Source organism: Mesorhizobium sp. M4A.F.Ca.ET.022.05.2.1 (assembly GCF_003998845.1).
Lineage (GTDB): Bacteria > Pseudomonadota > Alphaproteobacteria > Rhizobiales > Rhizobiaceae > Mesorhizobium.
Window position 1 is genome coordinate 1 of the sequence record NZ_RZOJ01000071.1, and the last position, 20,667, is coordinate 20,667.

The window sequence follows — 20,667 nt, forward strand, 5'->3', positions numbered from 1 at the left end:
CCATAATATGGCCCCCACACGCCGGCGAAGGGCTGCGGGTCGGGCGACATCGCCATGACGCAGGAAGAGGTGCCGGCGATCAGCGCCAGATGCCGGCTGATGTTCTTTTCGTCGCCGGCAAAGCCACCGAGGACGCCGAGCGCGCCGGCATAGGCGTCGATGACGCCGGCGCCGACCCGGCATTTTTCGGTCAGGCCCAGCTCTGCCGCCGCTTGCGCCGTCAACGGGCCGATATCGGCGCCAACCGGACTGGCCTTTTCCGGCAAATTGCCGTGCTCGAACAGGTCGCCGAGGCCAACGGCCTCGAAGAAGTCGCGCCGCCAGCTTGTCTTCTCATGCGCCAGATAGGTCCACTTGGCGGTCAGCGTGCATTGCGAGCGAGCCAGCGAGCCGGTCGCCTTCCAGGTCAGGAAATCAGTGAGGTCGAACAGATAGCCGGCTTCGTTCCATGTTCCGGGCAAATGGCGCTTCAGCCACATGAGCTTGGGCGTCGCCATTTCCGGCGACATGACGCCGCCGATATAATCGAGGACGGCGTGGCCGCTCGCCGTGCATTCGTCGGCTTCGGCGATGGCGCGATGGTCGAGCCAGACGATGGTGTCCCAGCGCTTTTCGCCGGTGACCGAAACACTGAGTTGTTCGCTATCCCTGCCTCGCACCACGAGCGAGCAGGTGGCGTCGAAGGAAATGCCGACGACATCATCGGCCGCGACCCCGGCCTTGGCGACGGCGGCGCGCACGGCCTTGCAGACGGCCGACCAGATATCGCGCGAATCATGCTCGGCGTGATCGGCCTTGGGCTGATGCATGGCGATCGGATGATCGGCGCGCCCGAGCAGGGTGCCACGGGAGTCGAGAATGCCCGCGCGGGCGCTCCCGGTGCCGACATCGACCGCGCAAACGAAACTGTTGGTCAAGATGCTTTTACTCTCGCTCCCAGGCCTGCAATCAGATCGGGCAATTGCAGCATGTCAGCGAATATAAAGTCCGGTTCACTCGACGCAAGCCGCGCTTTCAAGGCGGGGTTGTCGGCATGCGAGCCGCCGGTGAAGGCAAAGACCCGCATCCCCGCCGCGCGGGCCGCGGCGACGCCGGCCGGACTGTCCTCGATGACCAGGCATTTGCGCGGTTTTGCCCGCATGCTGGCGGCGGCATGGAGGAAAAGGTCCGGCGCCGGCTTGCCGCGCTTGACCATGGCGGCGCTGAACAAATGCGGCTCCATCAGCCCGAGCAGCCCGGTGACCTCGAGCGCGTAGCGGATGCGCTCCAGCGTGCCGGAGGACGCGACACAAAAAGGCAGGCCAAGTTTCGGTAGCACCTCCTTGATGCCGGGGATCGGCTTCAATTCCTCACGGAACTTGCGCATCAGGTCGACGCGCATCGTGGTGAGGTGCTGGTCGCTGATCTCGAGCCCAAACTCGCTGCCGAGGATCTCGCGCACGCTCTTCATGCTCTTGCCGAGGAAGTGCTCGTAGGCGGCATCCTCCGAGACCATGCCGCCGGCGAGCGCGATCATGCCGAGCAGTGCCGAGACCGACAGCGCCTCGCTGTCGACCAGCACGCCGTCACAGTCGAAGATGACCAGTTCAGGCGTCATCCTGGCTGCTTCCGGCGGCTTCAGAGCTGGCCGGCGAGATAGCGCGTCAGCGTCTCGCGCGCGCCGTTTGCCCACAAGACGTCGAGCGCATGGGCAAAGGCCTCGGCGAAGGCGGCGGAACGGCCGACATCGCCATAGATGTCCTCCATGGCAAGCCAGGCGCCGGGGGCGTCTTTCGCCGCCCTGGCGGTCGCCCGCAGGCGGTCCCAGCTCGGATCGTTCGGTTCGATGACGGCGCCGCTGTCGGTGGTGCCGAAGCAGTAGCGGCACCACAGCGCGGACTCCAGCGCGAGGCCGGCGACGCCCTTGCCCGCCGTCAGCCGGTCGGCGATGGTCGGAATGATGAATTTCGGCTGCCGGTTGGAGCCGTCGAGGCAGAGCCGGCGGATGGTGTCGCCGATCTTTGGATTGGAGAAGCGGCGCTCGATGAGCTGGTAGTAATCCTCCAGCACCGTATCCGGCACCGGCGGCACGGTCGGGATGATCTCGTCGCGTTCCAGCTTGGCGAGGAAACCGCGAACCAGGGGCTCCTGCATCGCCTCATGCACGAAATGGATGTCCATCAGCCCGGCCGGATAGGCGATCGTGGCATGGCCGCCATTGAGGATGCGGATCTTCATCAATTCGTAGGGCGCGACGTCCTTGACGAACTGCACGCCGACCTTTTCCAGCGGCGGCCGTCCGGCGGTGAAATGATCCTCCAGCACCCATTGCCGGAACGGCTCGCAGAACACCGGCCAGTTGTCCTCCAGCCCGAAATCGCTGGCGAGGATGCCGCGCTCGCGGTCGGTGGTGGCCGGCGTGATGCGGTCGACCATGCCATTTGGAAAGGCGACGTTGTCCTTCACCCAGGTGGCGAGAGCCTCGTCGATCAGCCGCGCCAGGCCGATGACGCCGTCGGAGGTGACGTGGCCGTTATGGGGGATGTTGTCGCAGGACATGACGGTGAACGGCACGATGCCGTCGGCGCGACGGCGCACCAGCCCGGCAAGGATGAGGCCGAACACGGTCTTCGGCGTGGCACCTGCTTGCGCGTCGGCGACGATGTCGGGGTGGGTCGGATTGAACTCGCCGGAAGCCGGATCGATGAAATAGCCGCCTTCGGTGATGGTCAGCGAGACGATCCGGATCGCCGGGTCGGCGAGCTGTTCGATGATCGCGGCGGCTTCGCCCGGCATCAGGAAATCGATCATGCCGCCGGTGACGCGGGCGCTCATATGGCCGGAGTCCTGCTCGACCACCGTGGTTAGCCAGTCCTGCTCCTCGAGCTTGGCGCGGCCGATCTTCTCGCCCGCGAAGACGCCGGCGCCGATCAGCGCCCAATCATGGCCAAGGCCCGCGTTGAACAGGTCGTCGAGATAGACGGCCTGGTGCGAGCGATGAAAGTTGCCGACGCCGAAATGTACGATGCCGGCCTTAAGCCCGGCGCGGTCATAGTTCGGACCGGAGACGTTCGGGGGGAGCTTGGCAAGGTTTGAGGAAGAGAGTTTAACGGTCATCTGCTTTACCCTTTGGCCGATACATGGCCTGACAATTCCCCCGATCCCTCGAGAGAAGGAGCGGCGGTGAGGGGCGGCATCTGCCTGCCAGCATTCTGCTGCCCCTCGCCTGCCCCGGCGGCGGCCTCTCCCCGGAGGCAGGGAGAGGCGCCTTCCCCCTCAACTCATCCCCGTCAACTCATCCATTGGCCGCCATCGACATTGTAGGTCTGGGCGACGATGTATTCGGCCTCTTCGCTGGCCAGGAACACGGCCATGCCGGCGAGGTCTTCCGGCCTGCCCATGCGCCCATATGGCACGCCCTCACCAACCAGCCGCTTCTTCTCGCCCTTCGGCCGGTTCTCGTATCTGGCGAACAGCGCATCGACCTGGTCCCACATGTCGCTGTCGACGACGCCGGGAGCGATGCCGTTGACGTTGATGCGGTGCTTGATCAGGTCGAGCCCGGCCGACTGGGTGAGCGAGATGACGGCGGCCTTGGTGGCGCAGTAGACCGCGACCAGCGGCTCGCCACGGCGGCCGGCCTGGCTTGCCATGTTGATGATCCGGCCGCCCTTGCCCCCGGCGATCATCGAACGGGCAGCCGCCTGCAGCATGAACAGCGTGCCGGCGACGTTGACCGAAAACAGCTTGTCGTAGCTCGCCCTGGTTATCTCGACGATCGGCGCGAGGTCGAAGATGGCGGCGTTGTTGATCAATATGTCGAGGCCGCCGGTCCTGGTCTCCACCGCTTTCACCGCCGCCTCGATGGAGGCCTGATCGGTGACGTCGAGCTTGACGGCGTAGGCCTTGTCGCCGATAGCGGCCGCCGTCCTTTCGGCGGCCGCCAGATCGATGTCGGCAACCGCCACTGTCGCACCCTCGCGCGCGTAGGCTTCGGCGAACGCCTTGCCGATGCCGCGCGCCGACCCGGTGATCAGCGCCGATTTGCCTTTGAGCCTCACCGGGCCATCGCCTTGCCGTCGGGCCCGAAGCGATGCAGCTTGGTCTGGTCCGGCGTCAGATAGATGGTGTCGCCATGATGGACGCCGAGCTCGCCGTCGGCGCGCACCGTCAAGGTGCCGACGCCGTCGGCCTGGACATGCAGGAAGGTGTCGGAGCCGAGATGCTCGGCGACGCCGACGGTCGCCTTCCAGTCGCCCGCCGTGGTCGAGATGTTCATGTGCTCGGGCCGGATGCCGATGGTCTTGGCGCTGTATTTCGCCGCCGGCGCGCCTTCGATCAGGTTCATCTTCGGCGAACCGATGAAGCCGGCGACGAACAGGTTCTTCGGCGTCTTGTAGAGCTCCATCGGCGAGCCGACCTGCTCGACATTGCCGGCGTTGAGCACGACGATCTTGTCGGCCATGGTCATGGCCTCGACCTGGTCGTGGGTGACGTAGATCATCGTCGTCTTGAGCTGATGATGCAGTTCGCTGATCTCCAGGCGCATGGTGCCGCGAAGTGCGGCGTCGAGGTTGGACAGCGGCTCGTCGAACAGGAACGCCGAAGGCTGGCGCACGATGGCGCGGCCAATGGCGACGCGCTGGCGCTGGCCGCCGGAGAGCTGGCCCGGACGACGCTCGAGGTAGTTGGTGAGGTTGAGCACCCGCGCGGCGTCCTTGACCTTCCTGTCGATGGTCGCCTGGTCCTCGCCCGCCATCTTCAGCGGGAAGGCGATGTTCTTGGCGACCGTCATGTGCGGATAGAGCGCATAGGACTGGAACACCATGGCCAGCTTGCGCTTGGCCGGCGCCTCGCCGGTGACGTCGCGGCCGTCGATGTTGATGGTGCCGCCGCTGGTGTCCTCCAGCCCGGCGATCAGCCTGAGCAGCGTGGACTTGCCGCAGCCCGACGGACCGACGAACACGACGAACTCGCCATCCTCGATGACCAGGTCGATGTTCGGAATGATCGTCGTCGACCCAAAGGATTTGGAGACGTTCTTGAGCGTGATGTTTCCCATGGTTTCCTCCCCGAGGGATTATTGTCCGTCGTCCGCCGCTTGCGGCGCCCTACTACTTCACCGCGCCGAATGTCAGGCCGCGCACCAGCTGCTTCTGGCTGAACCAGCCCATGATCAGGATCGGCGCGATCGCCAGCGTCGAGGCCGCCGACAGTTTGGCCCAGAACAGGCCTTGCGGGCTGGAGAAGGAGCTGATGAAGGCGGTCAGCGGCGCGGCCTCGGTGGTGGTCAGCCGGATCGTCCAGAAGGCTTCGTTCCAGGCCAGGATGATGTTCAAGAGCATGGTCGAGGCAATGCCCGGCACCGCCATCGGGGTGAGCACATAGACGATCTCGTTCCATAGCGAGGCGCCGTCCATGCGCGCCGCCTCCAGGATCTCGCCCGGGATTTCGCGGAAATAGGTGTAGAGCATCCAGACCACGATCGGCAGGTTGATCAGCATCAGCATGACCATCAGACCGACGCGGCTGTCGAGCAAGCCGGTGTCGCGGAAGATCAGGTAGATCGGGAACAGCACCGCGACCGCCGGCATCATCTTGGTGGACAGCATCCACATCAGGATGTCCTTGGTGCGCTTGGTCGGCGAGAAGGCCATCGACCAGGCCGCCGGGATGGCGATGATGAGCGCCAGGATGGTCGAGCCAACCGACAGGATCACCGAATTCAGGAAGAACTTGAAATAGCCGCTCTGCGCCTGGACCTCGGAATAGCTCTCGAACGTCCCCGAAGGGATCAGGGCGAAGCCCTGGATCGCCTCCTGCTCCGATTTGAACGAAGTGATGATCGTGTAAAGGATCGGGAAGAAGATCAGCAGGGCGACGATCCAGGCCGCCACCGTGGCGATCGTCTTGTGCTGGGTGGTGACTGCGCGTGCCATCTTATCCTCCCTTACTTATCGAGGTTCTTGCCGACTGCGCGCATGGCGAAGAAGGCGACGATATTGGCGAGAATGACGGCGATCACGCCACCGGCGGATGCCTGGCCGATTTTGAATTCGAGCAGCGCCTTCTGATAGACGAGGAAGGGCAGGTTGGTGGAGGCGTAGCCGGGGCCGCCATTGGTTGTGACCAGGATCTCGGCGTAGACCGAGAGCAGGAAGATCGTCTGGATCAGGATGACGACGGTGATGGCGCGCGACATGTGCGGCAGCGTCAGATAGATGAAGCGGCTAAGGAAGCCGGCGCCGTCCATCTCGGCCGCCTCCTTCTGCTCGCCGTCGAGCGACTGCAGCGAGGTCAACAGGATCAGCGTGGCGAAGGGCAGCCACTGCCAGGCGACGATGATGATAACGGCGGTCAGCGGATGCTGGCCGAACCAGTCGATCGGCTGGCCGCCGAAGAAGCGCGCAATATCGGCGAAGACGCCGTATTGCGGGTGCATGATCATGTTCTTCCAGACCAGCGCCGCTACCGGCGGCATGACGAAGAACGGCGAGATGACGAGGATGCGGACGATGCCTTGTCCCCACATCGGCTGGTCGATGAGCATCGCCAGGAGGATGCCGCCGACCACCGTGATCACCAGCACGCTGACGACGATGGTCAGCGTGTTGAGAATGGCCGCAAAGAATGCCGGGTTGGAGTAGAACAGCTTGTAGTTGGAGAACCAGACAAAACCGTCGCGGATCGGGTTCAGCGGATTGTATTGCAGGAACGAGAACCAGAGCGTGAAGGCCAGCGGCACGATCATCCAGACGAACAGTAGGATCACCGATGGCGCCATCATGAAGCGGGCAAGCGAACGGGTCTGCTGAGTAGCCATGACGGTCACCCTCCAAATGTCAGCCGGATTTTAGAGTTGCGTCACAATTTTCTTGATTGTGAAGGTGGCCGCCCGAACTGGGTTTCGGGCGGCCAATGCCGGTCATGATGCGCTACCGGCGTTCGGCACCGGGAGGAGCCTTACTTGATGTAGCCGCCCTCGGTCATCGCCGCGGTGGCTGCGTCCTGGGCCTGCTTCAGCGCGTCGTCGACGCTCGACTGGCCGGCGAGGGCCGCCGAGAACAGCTGGCCGACGGTGGTGCCGAGACCCTGGAACTCAGGAATGGCGACGAACTGCACGCCGACATAGGGCACCGGCTTGACCGTCGGATGCGTCGGGTCGGCCGCGTTGATGGAGTCCAGCGTCATCTTGGCGAAGGGCGCCGCCTTCTGGTACTCGGCGTTGTTGTAGAGCGAGGTGCGCGTTCCCGGCGGAACGTTGGCCCAGCCTTCCTTCGCCGCGACCAGATCGAGATAGCCCTTCGAGGTTGCCCAGGAGACGAACTTCTCGGCCGCTTCCGCCTTCTGCGTGCCGGCGGGAATTGCCAGCGACCATGCCCACAGCCAGTTGCCGCGCTTGCCCAGGCCATTGTCGGGCGCCAGCGCATAGCCGACCTTGTCGGCGACGGTGGAGTTCTTCGGGTCTGAGACGAAGGAGGCGGCGACGGTGGCGTCGATCCACATGCCGCACTTGCCCTGCTGGAACAGCGCCAGGTTCTCGTTGAAGCCGTTGGACGAGGCGCCCTCAGGACCGTCGGCCTTCATCAGGTCGACATAGAACTGCAGCGTGTTCTTCCATTCGGGCTGGTCGAACTGCGGCTTCCAGTTCTCGTCGAACCAGCGGGCGCCGAAGGAGTTCGACATGGCGGTCAGGAAGGCCATGTTCTCGCCCCAGCCGGCCTTGCCGCGCAGGCAGACGCCGTTCACGCCGTTGGCGCGGTCGGTCATCTTGTCGGCGGCCTGCTTGATGAAGTCCCAGGTCGGCGCATCGGGCATGGTCAGCCCGGCCTTCTCCATCAGGTCCTTGCGGTACATGACGAAGGAGCTCTCGCCGTAGAAGGGCGCGGCATAGAGCTTGCCGTCGACCGATAGACCGCCAGCGATAGCCGGGATGATGTCCTTTACGTCATAGTCGTCGCCGAGCTTGTCGAGCGGCAGCAGCCAGCTCTGCTTGGCCCAGATCGGAACCTCATAGGTGCCGATGGTCATGACGTCGTACTGGCCGCCCTTGGTGGCGATGTCGGTGGTGACGCGCTCGCGCAGCACGTTTTCTTCGAGCGTGACCCAGTTCAACTGGATGTCGGGGTTCTTCTTGGTGAAGTCGTCGGTCAGCTTCTGCATGCGGACCATATCGCCATTGTTGACGGTGGCGATGGTGATGGATTCGGCATGCGCGGCGAACGCAAGGGCGCTAGCCGACAACAGGCCCAAAGTGAGCGTGCGAAGTTTCATCAAATTCCTCCCATAAACCAAAGTGAGCATTTGCCTTGGCTGTGAGCAATTACTCACTTAGCGTGAATTATGTCAAGCCGGATTCGATGCTGCAGCGCAGAAAATGACCCATGCACCGCTGCGCGAAAGCTCACAGGCGGATGCGTTGAGAGGAGCCGGCAGAGTTTACCAGCGACGGTTTTTGGAGATCAGCCTATTGGCAGGCGATCTCGGCCAGGATCCAGTCGCGGAAGGCGCGGATTTTCGGCACGTTGCGGCGCGCCGACGGATAGACCAGCCAATAGGCATGGCCATCGTCGCCGACCAGATCGAAAGGCTGGATCAGCCGCCCGTCGGCAAGTTCGTTCTTGAACAGGGCCCTGGTGACGATCGCCACGCCCTGGCCGGCCATCGCGGCATTGGCCTCATAGGCTTGCGCGCCCATGCTGGTGCCGGGGCGATTGGCGAGCTCTTCGGCCGGGAGACCGGCGAGTGCGAACCACTCCTGCCACCAGATGTCGCCCGGATCGAGGATCGGGAGCTTGAGCAGGTCGGCCGGCTCCTTGACACCGCCGATACTTGCCGCAAGCTTGGGGCTGAGCACCGGGGTGAAATCGGCCCTGAACAGCATATGCGTTTCCACGCCCGGCCATTTGCCGCCGCCGGAACGGATGGCGATGTCGATATCTTCTCGGGCGAAATCGACGACACGGTTCGAGGTGTCGACACGCACGGCGAGCGAGGGATGCGCGACCTGGAAGGAGCCCAGATGCTGGGCCAGCCAATTCGAAGCGAAGGTGAGCAGGGTGGAGACGCAAAGCACGCCGTCGGCCCCCGCACGCGCGGCCGAATAGGCGCCGCTCAGCAGCGCAAAAGCCTCGCTGACGGCCGGCGCCAGGCGCTGACCGGGTTCGGTCAGTTCGATCTGCTTCGGCAGGCGGAGGAACAGCGGCGCGCCGATACGCTCTTCGAGCAGCTTGATCTGATAGCTGGCGGCCGCCTGCGTCATGCCAAGCTCTTCGGCGGCCTTGGTGAAGGAGAGGTGCCTGGCTACGGCCTCGAACACGCGGATCGCTTGCAGCGGCGGGAGCTGGGCAAACTGTCGGGCGGTGAGATCGGGCATAAGGCCTCTTTATGGGTCATGATCGACGTTTGATTGGAAGCATCTGCCAATCATCCCGATATTTGGGGTCGACGATCAACACAGTTCAAGCATAGCAAGGCTGACGATCATGACCACGATCCAGGAAAGACTTGTTTCTACCCCTGCGAATGGCTGGTTTTCCGTGCTGGCAAGGGAATTTTCGCGGTTGGCGCGCCGCAGGCGCAGCTATGTCGACGTCAGGGAATTGTCGCCCCATCTGCAGCGCGACATGGGTTTTCTTGATGGCAACGATCCCTGCGGACGCCACAAATAGACATCGCGATTTTATCGCCAATCAACTGGCCAGCAGCGCGGACGCCGTCCGCTCGTCGGTGATGAGGCCGTTGACCAGACGCCGGTTCACGGCGGCAAGGATGCCGGGCAATTTGCGCTCACCCATGGCGAGCGCGATGACCAGCGACCTTTCGCGCGACGGCAGCGCCGCTGAGGACACGCGGTCATTGGTTATGCCCTCGATCATGCGGCCCTCGCGGTCGAACACCCAGCCGACGATCTCGGCGATGCCGCCCGCTTTCTGCAGCGACTTCAACTCGCCCTCGGAAATGAAGCCGTCCTCGTAGAGCGGGGCCTTGGGGCCGAGATCGCCGATGCCGACGAAAGTGACGTCGGCTTCCGCCGCCAGCGCCAGCGTCGGCTGGATCATCGGCTGGCTGAGCAGCATGTCCCGCTCTTCCGGCGAGGAGGCGATGACCGGCAGCGGCATCGGGAAGGAGCGTGCCTTGACTCGATCGGCCATGGTAAAGATGACGTTGTAGAAGGCGGCCGAGCCATCCGGCGAGATGTTGCCAGTTAGCGACACCACCTTGTGCTGCGGGCATTCCATCGGCGGCAGCTGCTCGATCGCCGCCTTCAGCGTGCGCCCGGTGCCGATCGCCATGACCAGGGGTTCCGGGGAACGCAGCCGCCGCTCGATTTCCGCCGCCGCCGCCTCGGCGACGCCGATCGTCGTCGAGGACGAGGTGGGATCGCTCGGCACCACTTCGACCAGATCGAGCGCGAAGCGCGATTTGAGCCGCGCCGCGAGGTCGAGGCAATTGGCGATCGGGTGGTCGACACGCACCTTGATCAGCCCTTCCGAGACCGCCAGCGACACCAGCCGCTGCGCCGTCTGGCGGGAAATGCCAAGCGTCAAGGCGATCTGGTCCTGCGTGTTGCCGGCAACATAATACAGCCAGCCGGCGCGCGCCGCGTCGTCCAACCGGTTGCTGCCGCTGTCCTGCCGCGAATTCACTTCTGCCTCCCAAACCCGCCCAACAGGGCGCGGGTACCACTAGCTTACAGGGAATGTGCCAACGCGCAATTGCCTATCGACAGGGCAATTGCCTGCACTCCCGATGCGACCTGGAATGGGGACGGCGGCAAAGGAAGGCCTGCTTGACGGTTTATCTCGGCACGCAAACCGATTATGGGGATCGGCAAAGGAGCCTTGCATGACGCCGAAAGCGGTTTTCTGGGATATGGACGGGACGCTGGTCGACAGCGAGCCGTTGCACGAGGCGGCCCTGGTGGCGGCGCTGCGCAGCGTCGGCATCGCGCCGCCGATCAATCTGCACGAGCGTGTGCTGGGCGTCGCCGCCTGGCCGGTCTACGAAATGCTGCGCGCCGAATTCGGGCTCGACCTGCCGTTCGACGACTGGATCGTGCGCAAATACGATCACTACCTGCCGCTGGCCGAGACGCTGAAGCCGCGTCCAGGCGCGATCGAGATCTTCAACGAATTGCGCGAACGCGGTGTCGAGCAAGCGGTTGTCTCCAATTCCGACCGGCTGATCGTCGACGCCAATCTGCGCGCCGTCGGCCTGATCTACCCCGGCATGAAGACGATCAGCCGCAACGACGTGCGCGAAGGCAAGCCCTATCCCGAGCCGTTCCTGCGCGCCGCTCATCTGGCCGAGGTCGATCCGGCGCAATCCGTCGCGGTCGACGACAGCCTGACCGGCGCCATGGCCGGTCTTGCGGCGGGGATGCGCACGATGTTCTGGCCGGAAGCGCCGATGGCTGGGCCGCCGGGGGCGATCGTGATCGATAGTGCTGATGAACTGCGGACGCAATTAGGGCTCTAAGCGAACTCGCATACATCGGCGCCGCCCTTCATCCGCCTGCCGGCGCTTGTCCCCGTGAACGGGGAGAAGGGAGAATGGCGGCTCAGTTCCGGTAGACCGGTTCCTGCTCGTCGAGGATCGCCTTCAGCTCGGCGAGATGGCGTTCGGCCTGGCCGGGATAGTCGTTGGCTTCAGCCGCGGTCTTCTCGGCGATGGCGTCGGACAGGGTGCGCAGCGGACGGCCGGTCCACAGCGCCTTGATGTAGGTCTCGGCGGCGCGCTCGAAATAGAACATGCGGTTGAAGGTGTCGGCGACAGTGTCGCCGATGACCAGCACGCCGTGATTGCCCATGACCATGACCTTCACCTTGGGATCGGTCAGAAGCTGCGAGCAGCGCTCGCCCTCCTCCTCGAAGGCCAGCCCGCCATAGTGGGCGTCGACGACATGGCGGTTGAAGAAGGTGGCCGAGTTCTGGTCGATCGGCGGCAGGGTCGAGTCGGCCAGCGAGGCGAGCACGGTGGCGTGGATCGAATGCACATGCATGACGCAGCGCGCATGCGGCACGTTGCGATGGATGGCGCCGTGCAGGCCCCAGGCCGTCGGATCGGGCGCGTTGGGGCCGGAAAGCGTATCGGGATCGTTGGCGTCGATCAGCAGCAGGTCGCTCGCCTTGATGCGCGAGAAATGCACCTGGTTGGGGTTCATCAGGAATCTGGTGCCGTCGTCGTTGACGGCCAGCGAGAAATGGTTGGCCACCGCCTCATGCATGTTGAGCCGCGCCGTCCAGCGGAAGGCGCAGGCGAGGTCGACGCGCTCCTCATAGAAGGGCAGGTTGCTCAGCGGTTCCTTCTGCAGGCGGGCGATGCTCATCGAAAATCCTCCGGTTTGGCGACAATGCCGCTCTGAAGGCCAGCCAGCAACGGCAAACTCGTGGGTCAGGCCGCCGGGCGCGCCGACTGCAACCCGCCATGCTCGACGATGAACTCGATCACCTCCTTGAGGCCCTTGCCGCGCGACAGGTCGGTGAAGCCGAACGGCCGCTTGCCGCGCATACGGGCGGCATCGCTTTCCATCACGTCGAGCTTGACGTTCACATAGGGCGCCAGATCGCTCTTGTTGATGATCAGGAAATCGGAGCGGGTGATGGCCGGCCCGCCCTTTCTCGGGATCTCCTCGCCCTGGCAGACCGAGATGACATAGAGGGTGAGATCAGCAAGGTCCGGTGAAAAGGTGGCGGCGAGATTGTCGCCGCCGGATTCGATGAAGATGATGTCGAGGTCCGGAAATTTGCGGTTCAGTTCGGCGATCGCCTGCAGATTGATCGAGGCGTCCTCGCGGATAGCGGTGTGTGGGCACCCCCCCGTCTCGACGCCGACGATGCGCTCCTCCGGCAGCGCCTGCAGCCGGGCCAGCATCATGGCGTCTTCCCTGGTGTAGATGTCGTTGGTGACGACGGCGATGGAGAAGTCGTCGCGCAGCGCCTTGCAGAGCTTTTCGGTGAGCGTCGTCTTGCCGGAACCGACGGGACCGCCGATGCCGATGCGAAGGGGACCGTTGGCCTGGGTCATGCGGAAAACTCCGTGATGGCGAGGATTGCGAAGCCTGCCCCGATCAGCAGGCAGAGCGGCGAATAGTAGCTGACGTCGAGCCGCGCGAAAGGCTGTTCGGGCGCCAGCCGGCGCCACCATGGCGTGAAGCCGGCAATGCCGCGCCCGAGGAAAACCAGCGCGATGAGCAACGAGGTGGCGGCGAGGCCCGCCTTGGGAAAGGGCGAGGCAAAGACGCCCTCAAGCGCCAGCGGCCAAAGCGTCGCCAGGCCAAGACAGGCGGCAACGGCAAAGCTGGCGCCAGGCGACGGCATCTCGTCGACGCCGCGGAAGCCGACGACGGCACGTGCGCAGGATTTGGCATCCGTGCCCGGCCAGATGCCGCCAATGCCCCAATAGACATGCACCGCGGTGATAATGAGCAGGACAAGGGAAAGCGCGAAGGCGAGCACGATCATGAGCGGAACAACCGGGAATATTGGGTTTCGTGACGCATCGCCATGACGTCGGAAACGAAGGCGCAGCCACCGAGATCGTCGAGCGTGGAGGCGGCGGCGCGGGCGGCGGTGGTAAGCGCAAGCGGCTCAAAGCCGGCTAACAATGCGGTGGCGTCGACCTGGCCGACGACGCCGAGCCGGATCGCCGCCTGGACGAGGTTCGAGAAGAAGGTTTGCAGGAAGGGGGAGAGCGCGTCCGGCAGACCGATGCCATTGCAGCCGGCGACGGCGCCGACCGCGACGCAGTAGGGGCAATCGGCCGGCAGGCGCCCCAGCACAGGACTGGCCCAGGCCGATGCAGCCTTGAGGAAGGCAGCGCCCTGCAGCATGGTCTCGGCATGGCGCTCGCGCGAACCTGCCAAGGCCTCGGCGAGAGCGGCGATCTCGCCGAGGTCGCCACTATCGCGGGCGCACCGCCAGCTTTCGGCAAACAGCACGGCGTCGTTCCAGCCCGAACCCATCTCGACCAGCGTGTCCAGCCAGGCGGCAAGGCTTTGCCTGTCGGCGACCAGACCGTCCTGCACGGCGCGCTCGAGGCCATGGCTATAGGAGAAGCTGCCGACCGGAAAGGCCGGCGACAGCCACGCCATCAGCCGCAGCATGGCGATGCCGGGCTCAGTCATGGTGGTGGTGATGGTGGTCGTCATCATGCGAATGGGAATGACTGTGCGCGTGGCTGTGAGAATGCTCGCTATGCGCATGGGAGTGCGCTTCGGCATGGCTGTGCGCGTGACCATGATCATGGCTGCCATGGCCGGAATAGGCGCCGCGCACCGGCTTGAACGGCTCGGAGACCTCGCTCACCGTTGCGCCCAATCCCTCCAGCATCGCCTTGATGACATGGTCGCGCAGGATGAGGATGCGCTCCGCCTCGATCGCGGCGGCGAGGTGACGGTTGCCGATATGCCAGGCGAGTTCGGTGAGATGCACGGCATCGCGGGCTCGGATATCGTAGACGTCCTCGGGTGCTGCGACGATTTCGAGCTGGCGGCCGTCCTCCAGCACCAGCCGGTCGCCATTGTTCAGCGCCACCGGCTCCGGCAGGTCGACCAGCACCTTGTCACCGCTCTCCGTCTCGATGGCGCGGCGGCGCAGATGCCGCTCGTCATGGGCAAGCACGGCCCTGGCGTAGGGCGCGATCGCTCCGGCCTTGTCCGCTGCGAGAACGGAGATCGCGCGCGGGAATTTGGTGAAGTCGGTGTTGATGTTCAGTTTCATCTCATGGCTCCGCCATTAGCTTGCGCCCGCGCGCGGGCGGGACGCGACAGCACGCGCTCGAAATAGGCATTGACGCGTTCGGACTCGATCGGAAACCGGCCGGCGCGCGCCCAGCTGCCCATGTCGCCGAGCAGCACATCGACCGCGGAAAATCGGTCGCCGAGCGCGAAAGGCTTGTCGCCGAGCCGACGATCGAGCGCCTTGACCTCCGCAGCGAAATCGTGGGCGGCGGCGGGGCCGACATCGACGCGGACTTCCTTCGGCAGAATGAAGCGGTGGCGCAGCTTGTTCCACAGCGGCGCCTCGAATTCCGACTGGGCGAAATGCATCCAGGAATCCATCTCGGCGCGGCCGGCGAGACCCGGATTGGCGCCCATGCCTTTGTCGGCATGCTTTTCGGCAAGATAGACGCAGATCGCCGCGGAATCGGTGACCTTCAGATCGCCGTCGATCAGGATCGGCACCTTGCCGGAGGGGTTGAGCGCGTAAGCTTCGGGCGAGCGCAGCTTGACCTCGAGGAATTCATAGGGCTGCCCGAGCTCCTCGAGCATCCACAGGACGCGGCTGACCCGGGACCCGCGCGATCCGACGGCCTTGTACATGGCTCCAAACCTGCCTTTCCAACGAAGCGTAGCTCATCCAGTCCATCCGCCCAATGGCGCTCAGACGATGGTGTCGAAGAGCCGCAGGATGAACGATACCTGGTGAATGCGGATTCGCGGGAAGACGTCGTGCGGAGAGGCGATTTCGGTGGGATCAATAAGGTCAGTCATACCAGAGCCATAGCTTTCGGTGGCCCGCCGGAACTTCGACTTGCTCGGCCGGTAAATGATCCACATCGCCTTCCCAGGTTTCGGCCGGTTCAAACCCAGGCGGCAACCAGCCAATGACATCTTCTTCGGTGGCGCGTGTTGTGACAACGACCTTGTCTGAGAATGGCCATTCTCCGTCATCACACTGCACGATTACGATGCGAACGTCGTGAACTTCAGGCCTTTTTCGGATTGAGTGAAACGTAGCCAGAATTGTCTCATTGTCCGGCGCCTCCGGACTGTTGCAGAGCAATCCGGCTGCACCCTCAGCCCCGTCAAAATACTCTTCCAGTGTAACAAGCGGCATGGTGAAGGGGGCAACGCCACCGTTGTATTTTTGCAGCGCTCCCATCCTGGAAATCAACGCCAGCTTCTTCTGCTCATTCATGATGCGTCCGATATTTCGTGGGCACATCAAATCCTAAAACAGGAAATACCTTTGCGCCATCGGCAGCACGGTCGCCGGCTCGCAGGTCAGCAACTCGCCGTCGGCGCGCACCTCGTAGGTTTCCGGATCGACCTCGACGTGAGGCGTGGCGTCGTTGAGCACCATCGAGTGCTTGCCGATGCCGCCGCGCGTGTTTTCGACCGCGACCATCGCCTTGTCGACACCGAGCCTGCCTTGCAGGCCGGCGTCGAGCGCGGCCTTCGAGACGAAGGTCACCGAGGAGTTGGTCAGTGCCTTGCCGTAGGCGCCGAACATCGGCCGGTAATGCATCGGCTGCGGCGTCGGGATCGAGGCGTTTGGATCGCCCATCGGAGCGGCGGCGATCGAGCCGCCGACCAGCACCATCTCCGGCTTGACGCCGAAGAAGGCCGGGTTCCACAGCACCAGATCGGCGCGTTTTCCGACCGCCACCGAGCCGATCTCCCTCGACAGGCCATGCGCGATGGCCGGATTGACGGTGTATTTGGCGATGTAGCGGCGGACGCGGAAATTGTCGTTGTCGCCGGTCTCCTCAGGCAGCGCGCCGCGCTGGCGCTTCATCTTGTCTGCCGTCTGCCAGCAGCGGATCGCCACCTCGCCGACGCGGCCCATGGCCTGGCTGTCGGAGGAGATGATCGAGAAGGCGCCTATGTCGTGCAGGATGTCTTCGGCCGCGATGGTTTCCTTGCGGATGCGGCTTTCGGCGAAGGCGATGTCCTCGGGGATCGACGGCGACAGATGATGGCAGACCATCAGCATGTCGAGATGCTCGGCCAGCGTGTTCACCGTGTAAGGCCTTGTCGGATTGGTCGAGGACGGGATGACGTTAGGCAGGCCGCAGACCTTGATGATGTCGGGCGCATGGCCGCCGCCGGCGCCCTCGGTGTGGAAGGCGTGAATGGTGCGGCCCTTGATCGCTGCGACGGTGTTCTCGACGAAGCCGGACTCGTTCAGCGTGTCGGTGTGGATCATCACCTGCACGTCATAGGCGTCGGCGACCGACAGGCAGCAGTCGATCGCGGCCGGCGTCGTGCCCCAGTCCTCGTGCAGCTTCAGCGAACAGGCGCCGGCAAGCACCATCTCTTCCAGCCCTGGCGGCAGCGAGGCATTGCCCTTGCCGGACAGGCCGATGTTCATCGGGAAGGCGTCGAAGGACTGGATCATCCGCGCCATGTGCCACGGGCCCGGCGTGCAGGTGGTGGCCAAGGTGCCATGCGCCGGACCGGTGCCGCCGCCGAGCATGGTGGTGATGCCGCTCATCAGCGCTTCCTCGATCTGCTGCGGGCAGATGAAGTGGATATGCGCGTCGAAGCCGCCGGCGGTGAGGATCTTGCCCTCGCCGGCGATGATTTCGGTGCCGGGGCCGATGATGATGGTGACGCCGTCCTGCATGTCCGGATTGCCGGCCTTGCCGATCGCCGCGATGCGGCCGTCCCTGAGGCCGATGTCGGCCTTGAAGATGCCGGCGGAGGCGTCGATCACCAAGGCGTTGGTGATGACGGTGTCGACGGCGCCCTGCGCGCGCGACACCTGGCTCTGGCCCATGCCATCGCGGATCACCTTGCCGCCGCCGAATTTCACCTCCTCGCCGTGGAGGGTGAAATCCTTCTCGACCTCGATGATCAGCTCGGTGTCGGCAAGCCGCACCTTGTCGCCGACTGTCGGGCCGTACATCTGCGCATAGGCGGCGCGGGTAATTCTAGCCATCAGCACTTGCTCCCGAAAAGCGGCCCGATCGAAGGCGGGCTCCACATTGGCGCCACCCTATGGTCACGCAATGACCCGCTGGGCGACACCTTGTGTTCCCATTTGGCGGTTGAGGTGGGCGAGTCACCCCGAAACGACCGTTTGCCAAATCGATGGAAGGAAAATCCATGCGCAAAACGACACTTCTGGCGGCCGCCGCTGCCGCGATGCTGGCGAGTGCCGCCAGCGCCCAGCAGCAGCCTGCACCGCAGCCCGCGCCGACCGCTCCCACGGCGCCCAGCGCGCAGCCGGCCGTGCCGACGATCCAGAGCGTCAATATCGTCGACATCACCGAACTGCCCAAGGACACCCAGACGCAGGTCAACCAGGTGATCGCCGAGCGCGGTGAAGCCGGCCTGCAGAAACTGCGCAGCTCGATCGACGCGACGCCCAAGGTGAAGTCGGCGCTGGAAGCCAAGGGGCTCACCTCGGCGCAAGTGATCGCGGCCAGCATGAACACCGATGGTGCGCTGACCCTTATCACCAAGAAGGCGAGCTGACGCCGTGTCGTGGCGGGCCGGCACCTGGCCCGCCCATGGCATTAGAGAGGGAACCTTCGCCGGGCGGGAGTCGTTTCGTTCTTTTCGCGCTGCACCGCGTCCCGAAACGATCCCCCTCAGGAGCGAGCGATGGCGATCAACCCCTGTCCCGCTACAAGGCTGCAAAGTGCTGCCGCCATGGCGCTGCTGCTGGCAACGGCGCCCGTTGCCGGACTGAAGGCGCAAGGGCTCGAAAACAAGGAGACGGTCGACCGGATCGTCGGCTCCGAGGTCAAGCAAGAAGAGACCAAGACCACCGACGAGGCCGGCAAAGTCGCCACCGCGATCGACCGGACGCGCGAGAACATCGGCGCGGTGCGAAAGACCTCCAAGCTCGACAAGGTCGATATCGTGTTCCTCACCGACGCCGCGCGCAGCGAAGGCGGTCCGCCGCCGGTGATCGAGAGCAAGATCGAGCAGCATCGGGACGACATCGCGGAGCTGCGCAAGGAGATCGAAGCCAACGCGCTGCTGTTCAACGCCATCGATTCGCGGCGCGTGCAGGCAGAGGACGTCGTCGCCGTCGCCTTCGACGATCCGGGTAAGGTCGTCATTTATGCGGCGGCCAAGCCGCCGGGCTGAGCCGGAAGCGCGGAATGGACCGACAGCTCCAGGCGCCATCGGCCTCACAGCTTGCCCATCACCTTCTGCTGAAAACCGTAGACCTCGCGCTTGCCGCCGAGCGGCACCAGCGTGACGTCGCGCTCCTGCCCCGGCTCGAAGCGGATCGCCGTGCCGGCGGCAATGTCGAGGCGCATGCCCCTGGCGGCCTCGCGGTCGAATTTCAGCCCTTCATTGGTCTCGAAGAAATGATAGTGGCTGCCGACCTGGATCGGCCGGTCGCCGCTGTTGCCGACTTTCAGCGTCAGCGTCGGCAGGCCCTTGTTGAGCTCGATATCGCCTTTGGCGGTGATGACTTCGCCGGGGATCATCGCCAACCTCACAGGACGCCGAAGACGAGGCCGACGCCAACCGCCGCGCAAGCCGCGCCGGCGGCGCGGGCAAGGCTACGAAAGCGTGACCCGAGGCCGAGCGCGGCGGCGATGCCGGTGGCATGAAGCAGCGCGGTGGCGACGGCAAAACCTGCGATGTATTCCAGGCCGCCCGCGTTTTCGGGCACTTCAGTGCCATGGGCTTGGCCATGGAACAGCGCGAACAGGCCGATGATGGCGACACCGGCCGAGACAGGCAGGTCAACCGCAAGTGCCACCAGCAGGCCAAGCGCCACGACCGAGGCGAGAATGCCTGGCTCGACGAAGGGTACGGGCACCTGCATCATGCCGAGCGCGCCGCCCGCCAACATGACGCCGACGAAGGCCAGCGGCCATGCCCATATCGCCTTGCCGCCCTTGAGCACCGCCCAGAGGCCGACCGCGACCATCACGCTCATGTGGTCGAGGCCGGACAGCGGATGCATGAAGCCGGCGGCGAAGGACGAGGTCGTGCCGACTCCGACATGGGCATAGGCGGGCATCGCCGCCGCCAGCAGCATGACGGCAGTCAGCGTGGTGCGTTTCGTCGAAGTTGAGATCATCGATATGCCTTCTCTTATGCCTTCTCTGGGGACGGTCAGGCGGCCACGCGGGGGCCGCAGCCCTCGGCCTTGAGCACGCGTTTGGTGGAAGCAGGGTATTTCTTCAGCATGGGCGCCGGCCGGATCGGCCGCGCCGTAAAATTGCCGCCGCAGTTCGGGCAGACGCCGCCGAGCACGTTTCCGGCGCAATCGGCGCAGAAGGTGCATTCGAAGGTGCAGATCAATGCGTCCGTCGCCTCCGGCGGCAGGTCCCTGTCGCAGCATTCGCAGTTCGGGCGCAGCTCCAGCATCTTTTCCTCCTCAGCGTATCGGCTCGTGCACGGTCACCAGCTTGGTGCCGTCGGGAAACGTCGCCTCCACCTGCACGTCGTGGATCATCTCGGCGATGCCGTCCATCACCTGCGCGCGGGTGACGACATGGGCGCCGGCCTCCATCAGCTCGGCGACCGGGCGGCCGTCGCGGGCGCCTTCGACGACGAAGTCGGTGATTAAAGCGATCGCCTCCGGGTGGTTGAGCTTGACGCTGCGCTCCAGCCGCTTGCGCGCCACGATCGCCGCCATGGCGATGAGCAGCTTATCCTTTTCCCTCGGCGTCAGGTTCATGCGTCTTCCCGGATTGGCGTATTCAGCTTCAGAGTGACCATAATTTGGGCAGGCCGGCCCGTCCGTTGAGCAATTCGACAAGCGGAACCAGCCGCTTGCGGAGCCGGTAGCCGTCCTCGGCGAACAGCCTCGCAAGAAGCTTGCCAGATTGGTTGACGGTCCAGACGCTGGCGCCGCCGGCATCGCCGATGATGGCGCGCGCCGGATCGAGGAAAGCCTCCGCCTGCGGCGAGACCATCAGCAGCGTCGCGACCGCGGCGGCGCCGCCGCGGTCGCGACGCTGCTGATGGTCTCGCCGCAGGCG

26 protein-coding genes and 1 pseudogene are annotated in these 20,667 nt (G+C 64.6%); 4 read left to right on the forward strand and 23 right to left on the reverse strand.

Annotation, left to right across the window (positions count from 1 at the left end; genetic code table 11):
• The 9 genes from EN745_RS10985 to gcvA all read right to left on the reverse strand — a co-directional run.
• Positions 1-917: FGGY family carbohydrate kinase (locus EN745_RS10985; RefSeq protein WP_245487692.1), on the reverse strand; the 917-nt coding region annotated here is incomplete at its 3' end.
• Positions 914-1,597, reverse strand: coding sequence for an HAD-IA family hydrolase (locus EN745_RS10990; protein ID WP_126057035.1), 684 nt, complete (start codon positions 1,595-1,597; stop codon positions 914-916). The genes EN745_RS10985 and EN745_RS10990, both read right to left, overlap by 4 nt.
• 20 nt (positions 1,598-1,617) lie before the next feature.
• Positions 1,618-3,096, reverse strand: a complete 1,479-nt coding sequence (locus EN745_RS10995) for a mannitol dehydrogenase family protein (RefSeq protein WP_127400347.1) — start codon at positions 3,094-3,096, stop codon at positions 1,618-1,620.
• 173 nt (positions 3,097-3,269) lie between these two features.
• Positions 3,270-4,040 (reverse strand): L-iditol 2-dehydrogenase, encoded by a 771-nt coding sequence (locus EN745_RS11000; RefSeq protein WP_126057036.1) that lies wholly within the window; start codon positions 4,038-4,040, stop codon positions 3,270-3,272.
• Complete coding sequence (locus EN745_RS11005) at positions 4,037-5,041, reverse strand: ABC transporter ATP-binding protein (protein WP_126057037.1); 1,005 nt, start codon at positions 5,039-5,041, stop codon at positions 4,037-4,039. Before EN745_RS11005 ends, EN745_RS11000 begins: the two co-directional genes overlap by 4 nt.
• A gap of 52 nt (positions 5,042-5,093) precedes the next feature.
• Complete coding sequence (locus EN745_RS11010; protein WP_126057038.1) at positions 5,094-5,918, reverse strand: carbohydrate ABC transporter permease; 825 nt, start codon at positions 5,916-5,918, stop codon at positions 5,094-5,096.
• An 11-nt stretch (positions 5,919-5,929) separates the two neighbouring features.
• A complete protein-coding gene (locus EN745_RS11015) occupies positions 5,930-6,802 on the reverse strand; it encodes a sugar ABC transporter permease (RefSeq protein ID WP_126057039.1) in 873 nt (290 codons plus the stop codon).
• Between the two features lie 140 nt (positions 6,803-6,942).
• Positions 6,943-8,253 (reverse strand): sugar ABC transporter substrate-binding protein, encoded by a 1,311-nt coding sequence (locus EN745_RS11020; RefSeq protein WP_126057040.1) that lies wholly within the window; start codon positions 8,251-8,253, stop codon positions 6,943-6,945.
• Positions 8,254-8,446: 193 nt separating this feature from the next.
• Positions 8,447-9,355 carry a transcriptional regulator GcvA gene (gene gcvA / locus EN745_RS11025; RefSeq protein ID WP_126057041.1) on the reverse strand — a complete coding sequence of 303 codons (909 nt, stop codon included), beginning with the start codon at positions 9,353-9,355 and terminating at the stop codon, positions 8,447-8,449.
• A gap of 109 nt (positions 9,356-9,464) precedes the next feature.
• Here gcvA and EN745_RS11030 point away from each other — a divergent pair, with 109 nt between their 5' ends.
• On the forward strand, positions 9,465-9,650 hold the full coding sequence (locus EN745_RS11030; protein ID WP_126057042.1) for a hypothetical protein: 186 nt from the start codon (positions 9,465-9,467) through the stop codon (positions 9,648-9,650).
• Positions 9,651-9,671: 21 nt separating this feature from the next.
• On the opposite strand, the gene EN745_RS11035 is transcribed toward EN745_RS11030, so the two are convergent.
• Positions 9,672-10,628 (reverse strand): sugar-binding transcriptional regulator, encoded by a 957-nt coding sequence (locus tag EN745_RS11035; RefSeq protein WP_126057043.1) that lies wholly within the window; start codon positions 10,626-10,628, stop codon positions 9,672-9,674.
• 199 nt (positions 10,629-10,827) lie between these two features.
• Between EN745_RS11035 and EN745_RS11040 the strand changes: the two genes are divergently transcribed.
• Positions 10,828-11,460: an HAD family phosphatase gene (locus EN745_RS11040; protein ID WP_127421235.1), complete on the forward strand. Its 633-nt coding sequence runs from the start codon at positions 10,828-10,830 to the stop codon at positions 11,458-11,460.
• 82 nt (positions 11,461-11,542) lie between these two features.
• Here the strand turns inward: EN745_RS11040 and EN745_RS11045 are convergent, their stop codons facing one another.
• From EN745_RS11045 to ureC, 8 genes are all read right to left on the reverse strand, one after another.
• A complete protein-coding gene (locus tag EN745_RS11045) occupies positions 11,543-12,310 on the reverse strand; it encodes a class II aldolase and adducin N-terminal domain-containing protein (protein ID WP_127421236.1) in 768 nt (255 codons plus the stop codon).
• Positions 12,311-12,375: 65 nt separating this feature from the next.
• Entirely contained in the window at positions 12,376-13,008 is a 633-nt protein-coding gene (ureG, locus tag EN745_RS11050; RefSeq protein ID WP_127421237.1) for an urease accessory protein UreG, read from the reverse strand.
• Positions 13,005-13,445: a DUF3995 domain-containing protein gene (locus tag EN745_RS11055; protein ID WP_127421238.1), complete on the reverse strand. Its 441-nt coding sequence runs from the start codon at positions 13,443-13,445 to the stop codon at positions 13,005-13,007. The genes ureG and EN745_RS11055 overlap by 4 nt, the downstream gene beginning before the upstream one ends.
• Positions 13,442-14,134: an urease accessory protein UreF gene (locus EN745_RS11060; RefSeq protein ID WP_189363013.1), complete on the reverse strand. Its 693-nt coding sequence runs from the start codon at positions 14,132-14,134 to the stop codon at positions 13,442-13,444. The genes EN745_RS11055 and EN745_RS11060 overlap by 4 nt, the downstream gene beginning before the upstream one ends.
• Complete coding sequence (locus EN745_RS11065; protein ID WP_127421239.1) at positions 14,100-14,702, reverse strand: urease accessory protein UreE; 603 nt, start codon at positions 14,700-14,702, stop codon at positions 14,100-14,102. Before EN745_RS11065 ends, EN745_RS11060 begins: the two co-directional genes overlap by 35 nt.
• Positions 14,699-15,304 (reverse strand): glutathione S-transferase family protein, encoded by a 606-nt coding sequence (locus EN745_RS11070; RefSeq protein ID WP_127421240.1) that lies wholly within the window; start codon positions 15,302-15,304, stop codon positions 14,699-14,701. The genes EN745_RS11065 and EN745_RS11070 overlap by 4 nt, the downstream gene beginning before the upstream one ends.
• A 163-nt stretch (positions 15,305-15,467) precedes the next feature.
• Positions 15,468-15,902 carry a hypothetical protein gene (locus tag EN745_RS11075; protein ID WP_127421241.1) on the reverse strand — a complete coding sequence of 145 codons (435 nt, stop codon included), beginning with the start codon at positions 15,900-15,902 and terminating at the stop codon, positions 15,468-15,470.
• Between the two features lie 33 nt (positions 15,903-15,935).
• Positions 15,936-17,651, reverse strand: a complete 1,716-nt coding sequence (gene ureC / locus EN745_RS11080; protein ID WP_189363014.1) for an urease subunit alpha — start codon at positions 17,649-17,651, stop codon at positions 15,936-15,938.
• A gap of 164 nt (positions 17,652-17,815) precedes the next feature.
• Here ureC and EN745_RS11085 point away from each other — a divergent pair, with 164 nt between their 5' ends.
• Positions 17,816-18,187: a hypothetical protein gene (locus EN745_RS11085; RefSeq protein WP_126057052.1), complete on the forward strand. Its 372-nt coding sequence runs from the start codon at positions 17,816-17,818 to the stop codon at positions 18,185-18,187.
• A gap of 129 nt (positions 18,188-18,316) precedes the next feature.
• Entirely contained in the window at positions 18,317-18,808 is a 492-nt protein-coding gene (locus EN745_RS11090) for a hypothetical protein (protein ID WP_126057053.1), read from the forward strand.
• 44 nt (positions 18,809-18,852) lie between these two features.
• Here the strand turns inward: EN745_RS11090 and EN745_RS11095 are convergent, their stop codons facing one another.
• The 5 genes and pseudogenes from EN745_RS11095 to EN745_RS11115 all read right to left on the reverse strand — a co-directional run.
• Complete coding sequence (locus EN745_RS11095) at positions 18,853-19,158, reverse strand: urease subunit beta (RefSeq protein ID WP_127421243.1); 306 nt, start codon at positions 19,156-19,158, stop codon at positions 18,853-18,855.
• A gap of 8 nt (positions 19,159-19,166) precedes the next feature.
• Positions 19,167-19,760, reverse strand: a complete 594-nt coding sequence (locus EN745_RS11100; protein ID WP_127405666.1) for a HupE/UreJ family protein — start codon at positions 19,758-19,760, stop codon at positions 19,167-19,169.
• Positions 19,761-19,795: 35 nt separating this feature from the next.
• A complete protein-coding gene (locus tag EN745_RS11105) occupies positions 19,796-20,050 on the reverse strand; it encodes a DUF1272 domain-containing protein (protein ID WP_127405665.1) in 255 nt (84 codons plus the stop codon).
• A 10-nt stretch (positions 20,051-20,060) separates the two neighbouring features.
• The gene (locus EN745_RS11110; RefSeq protein ID WP_127421244.1) at positions 20,061-20,363 is read right to left on the reverse strand and encodes an urease subunit gamma; all 303 of its coding nucleotides are present in this window, start codon (positions 20,361-20,363) and stop codon (positions 20,061-20,063) included.
• Positions 20,364-20,391: 28 nt separating this feature from the next.
• A pseudogene (locus EN745_RS11115) lies at positions 20,392-20,667 on the reverse strand (hypothetical protein); the annotation flags it as partial.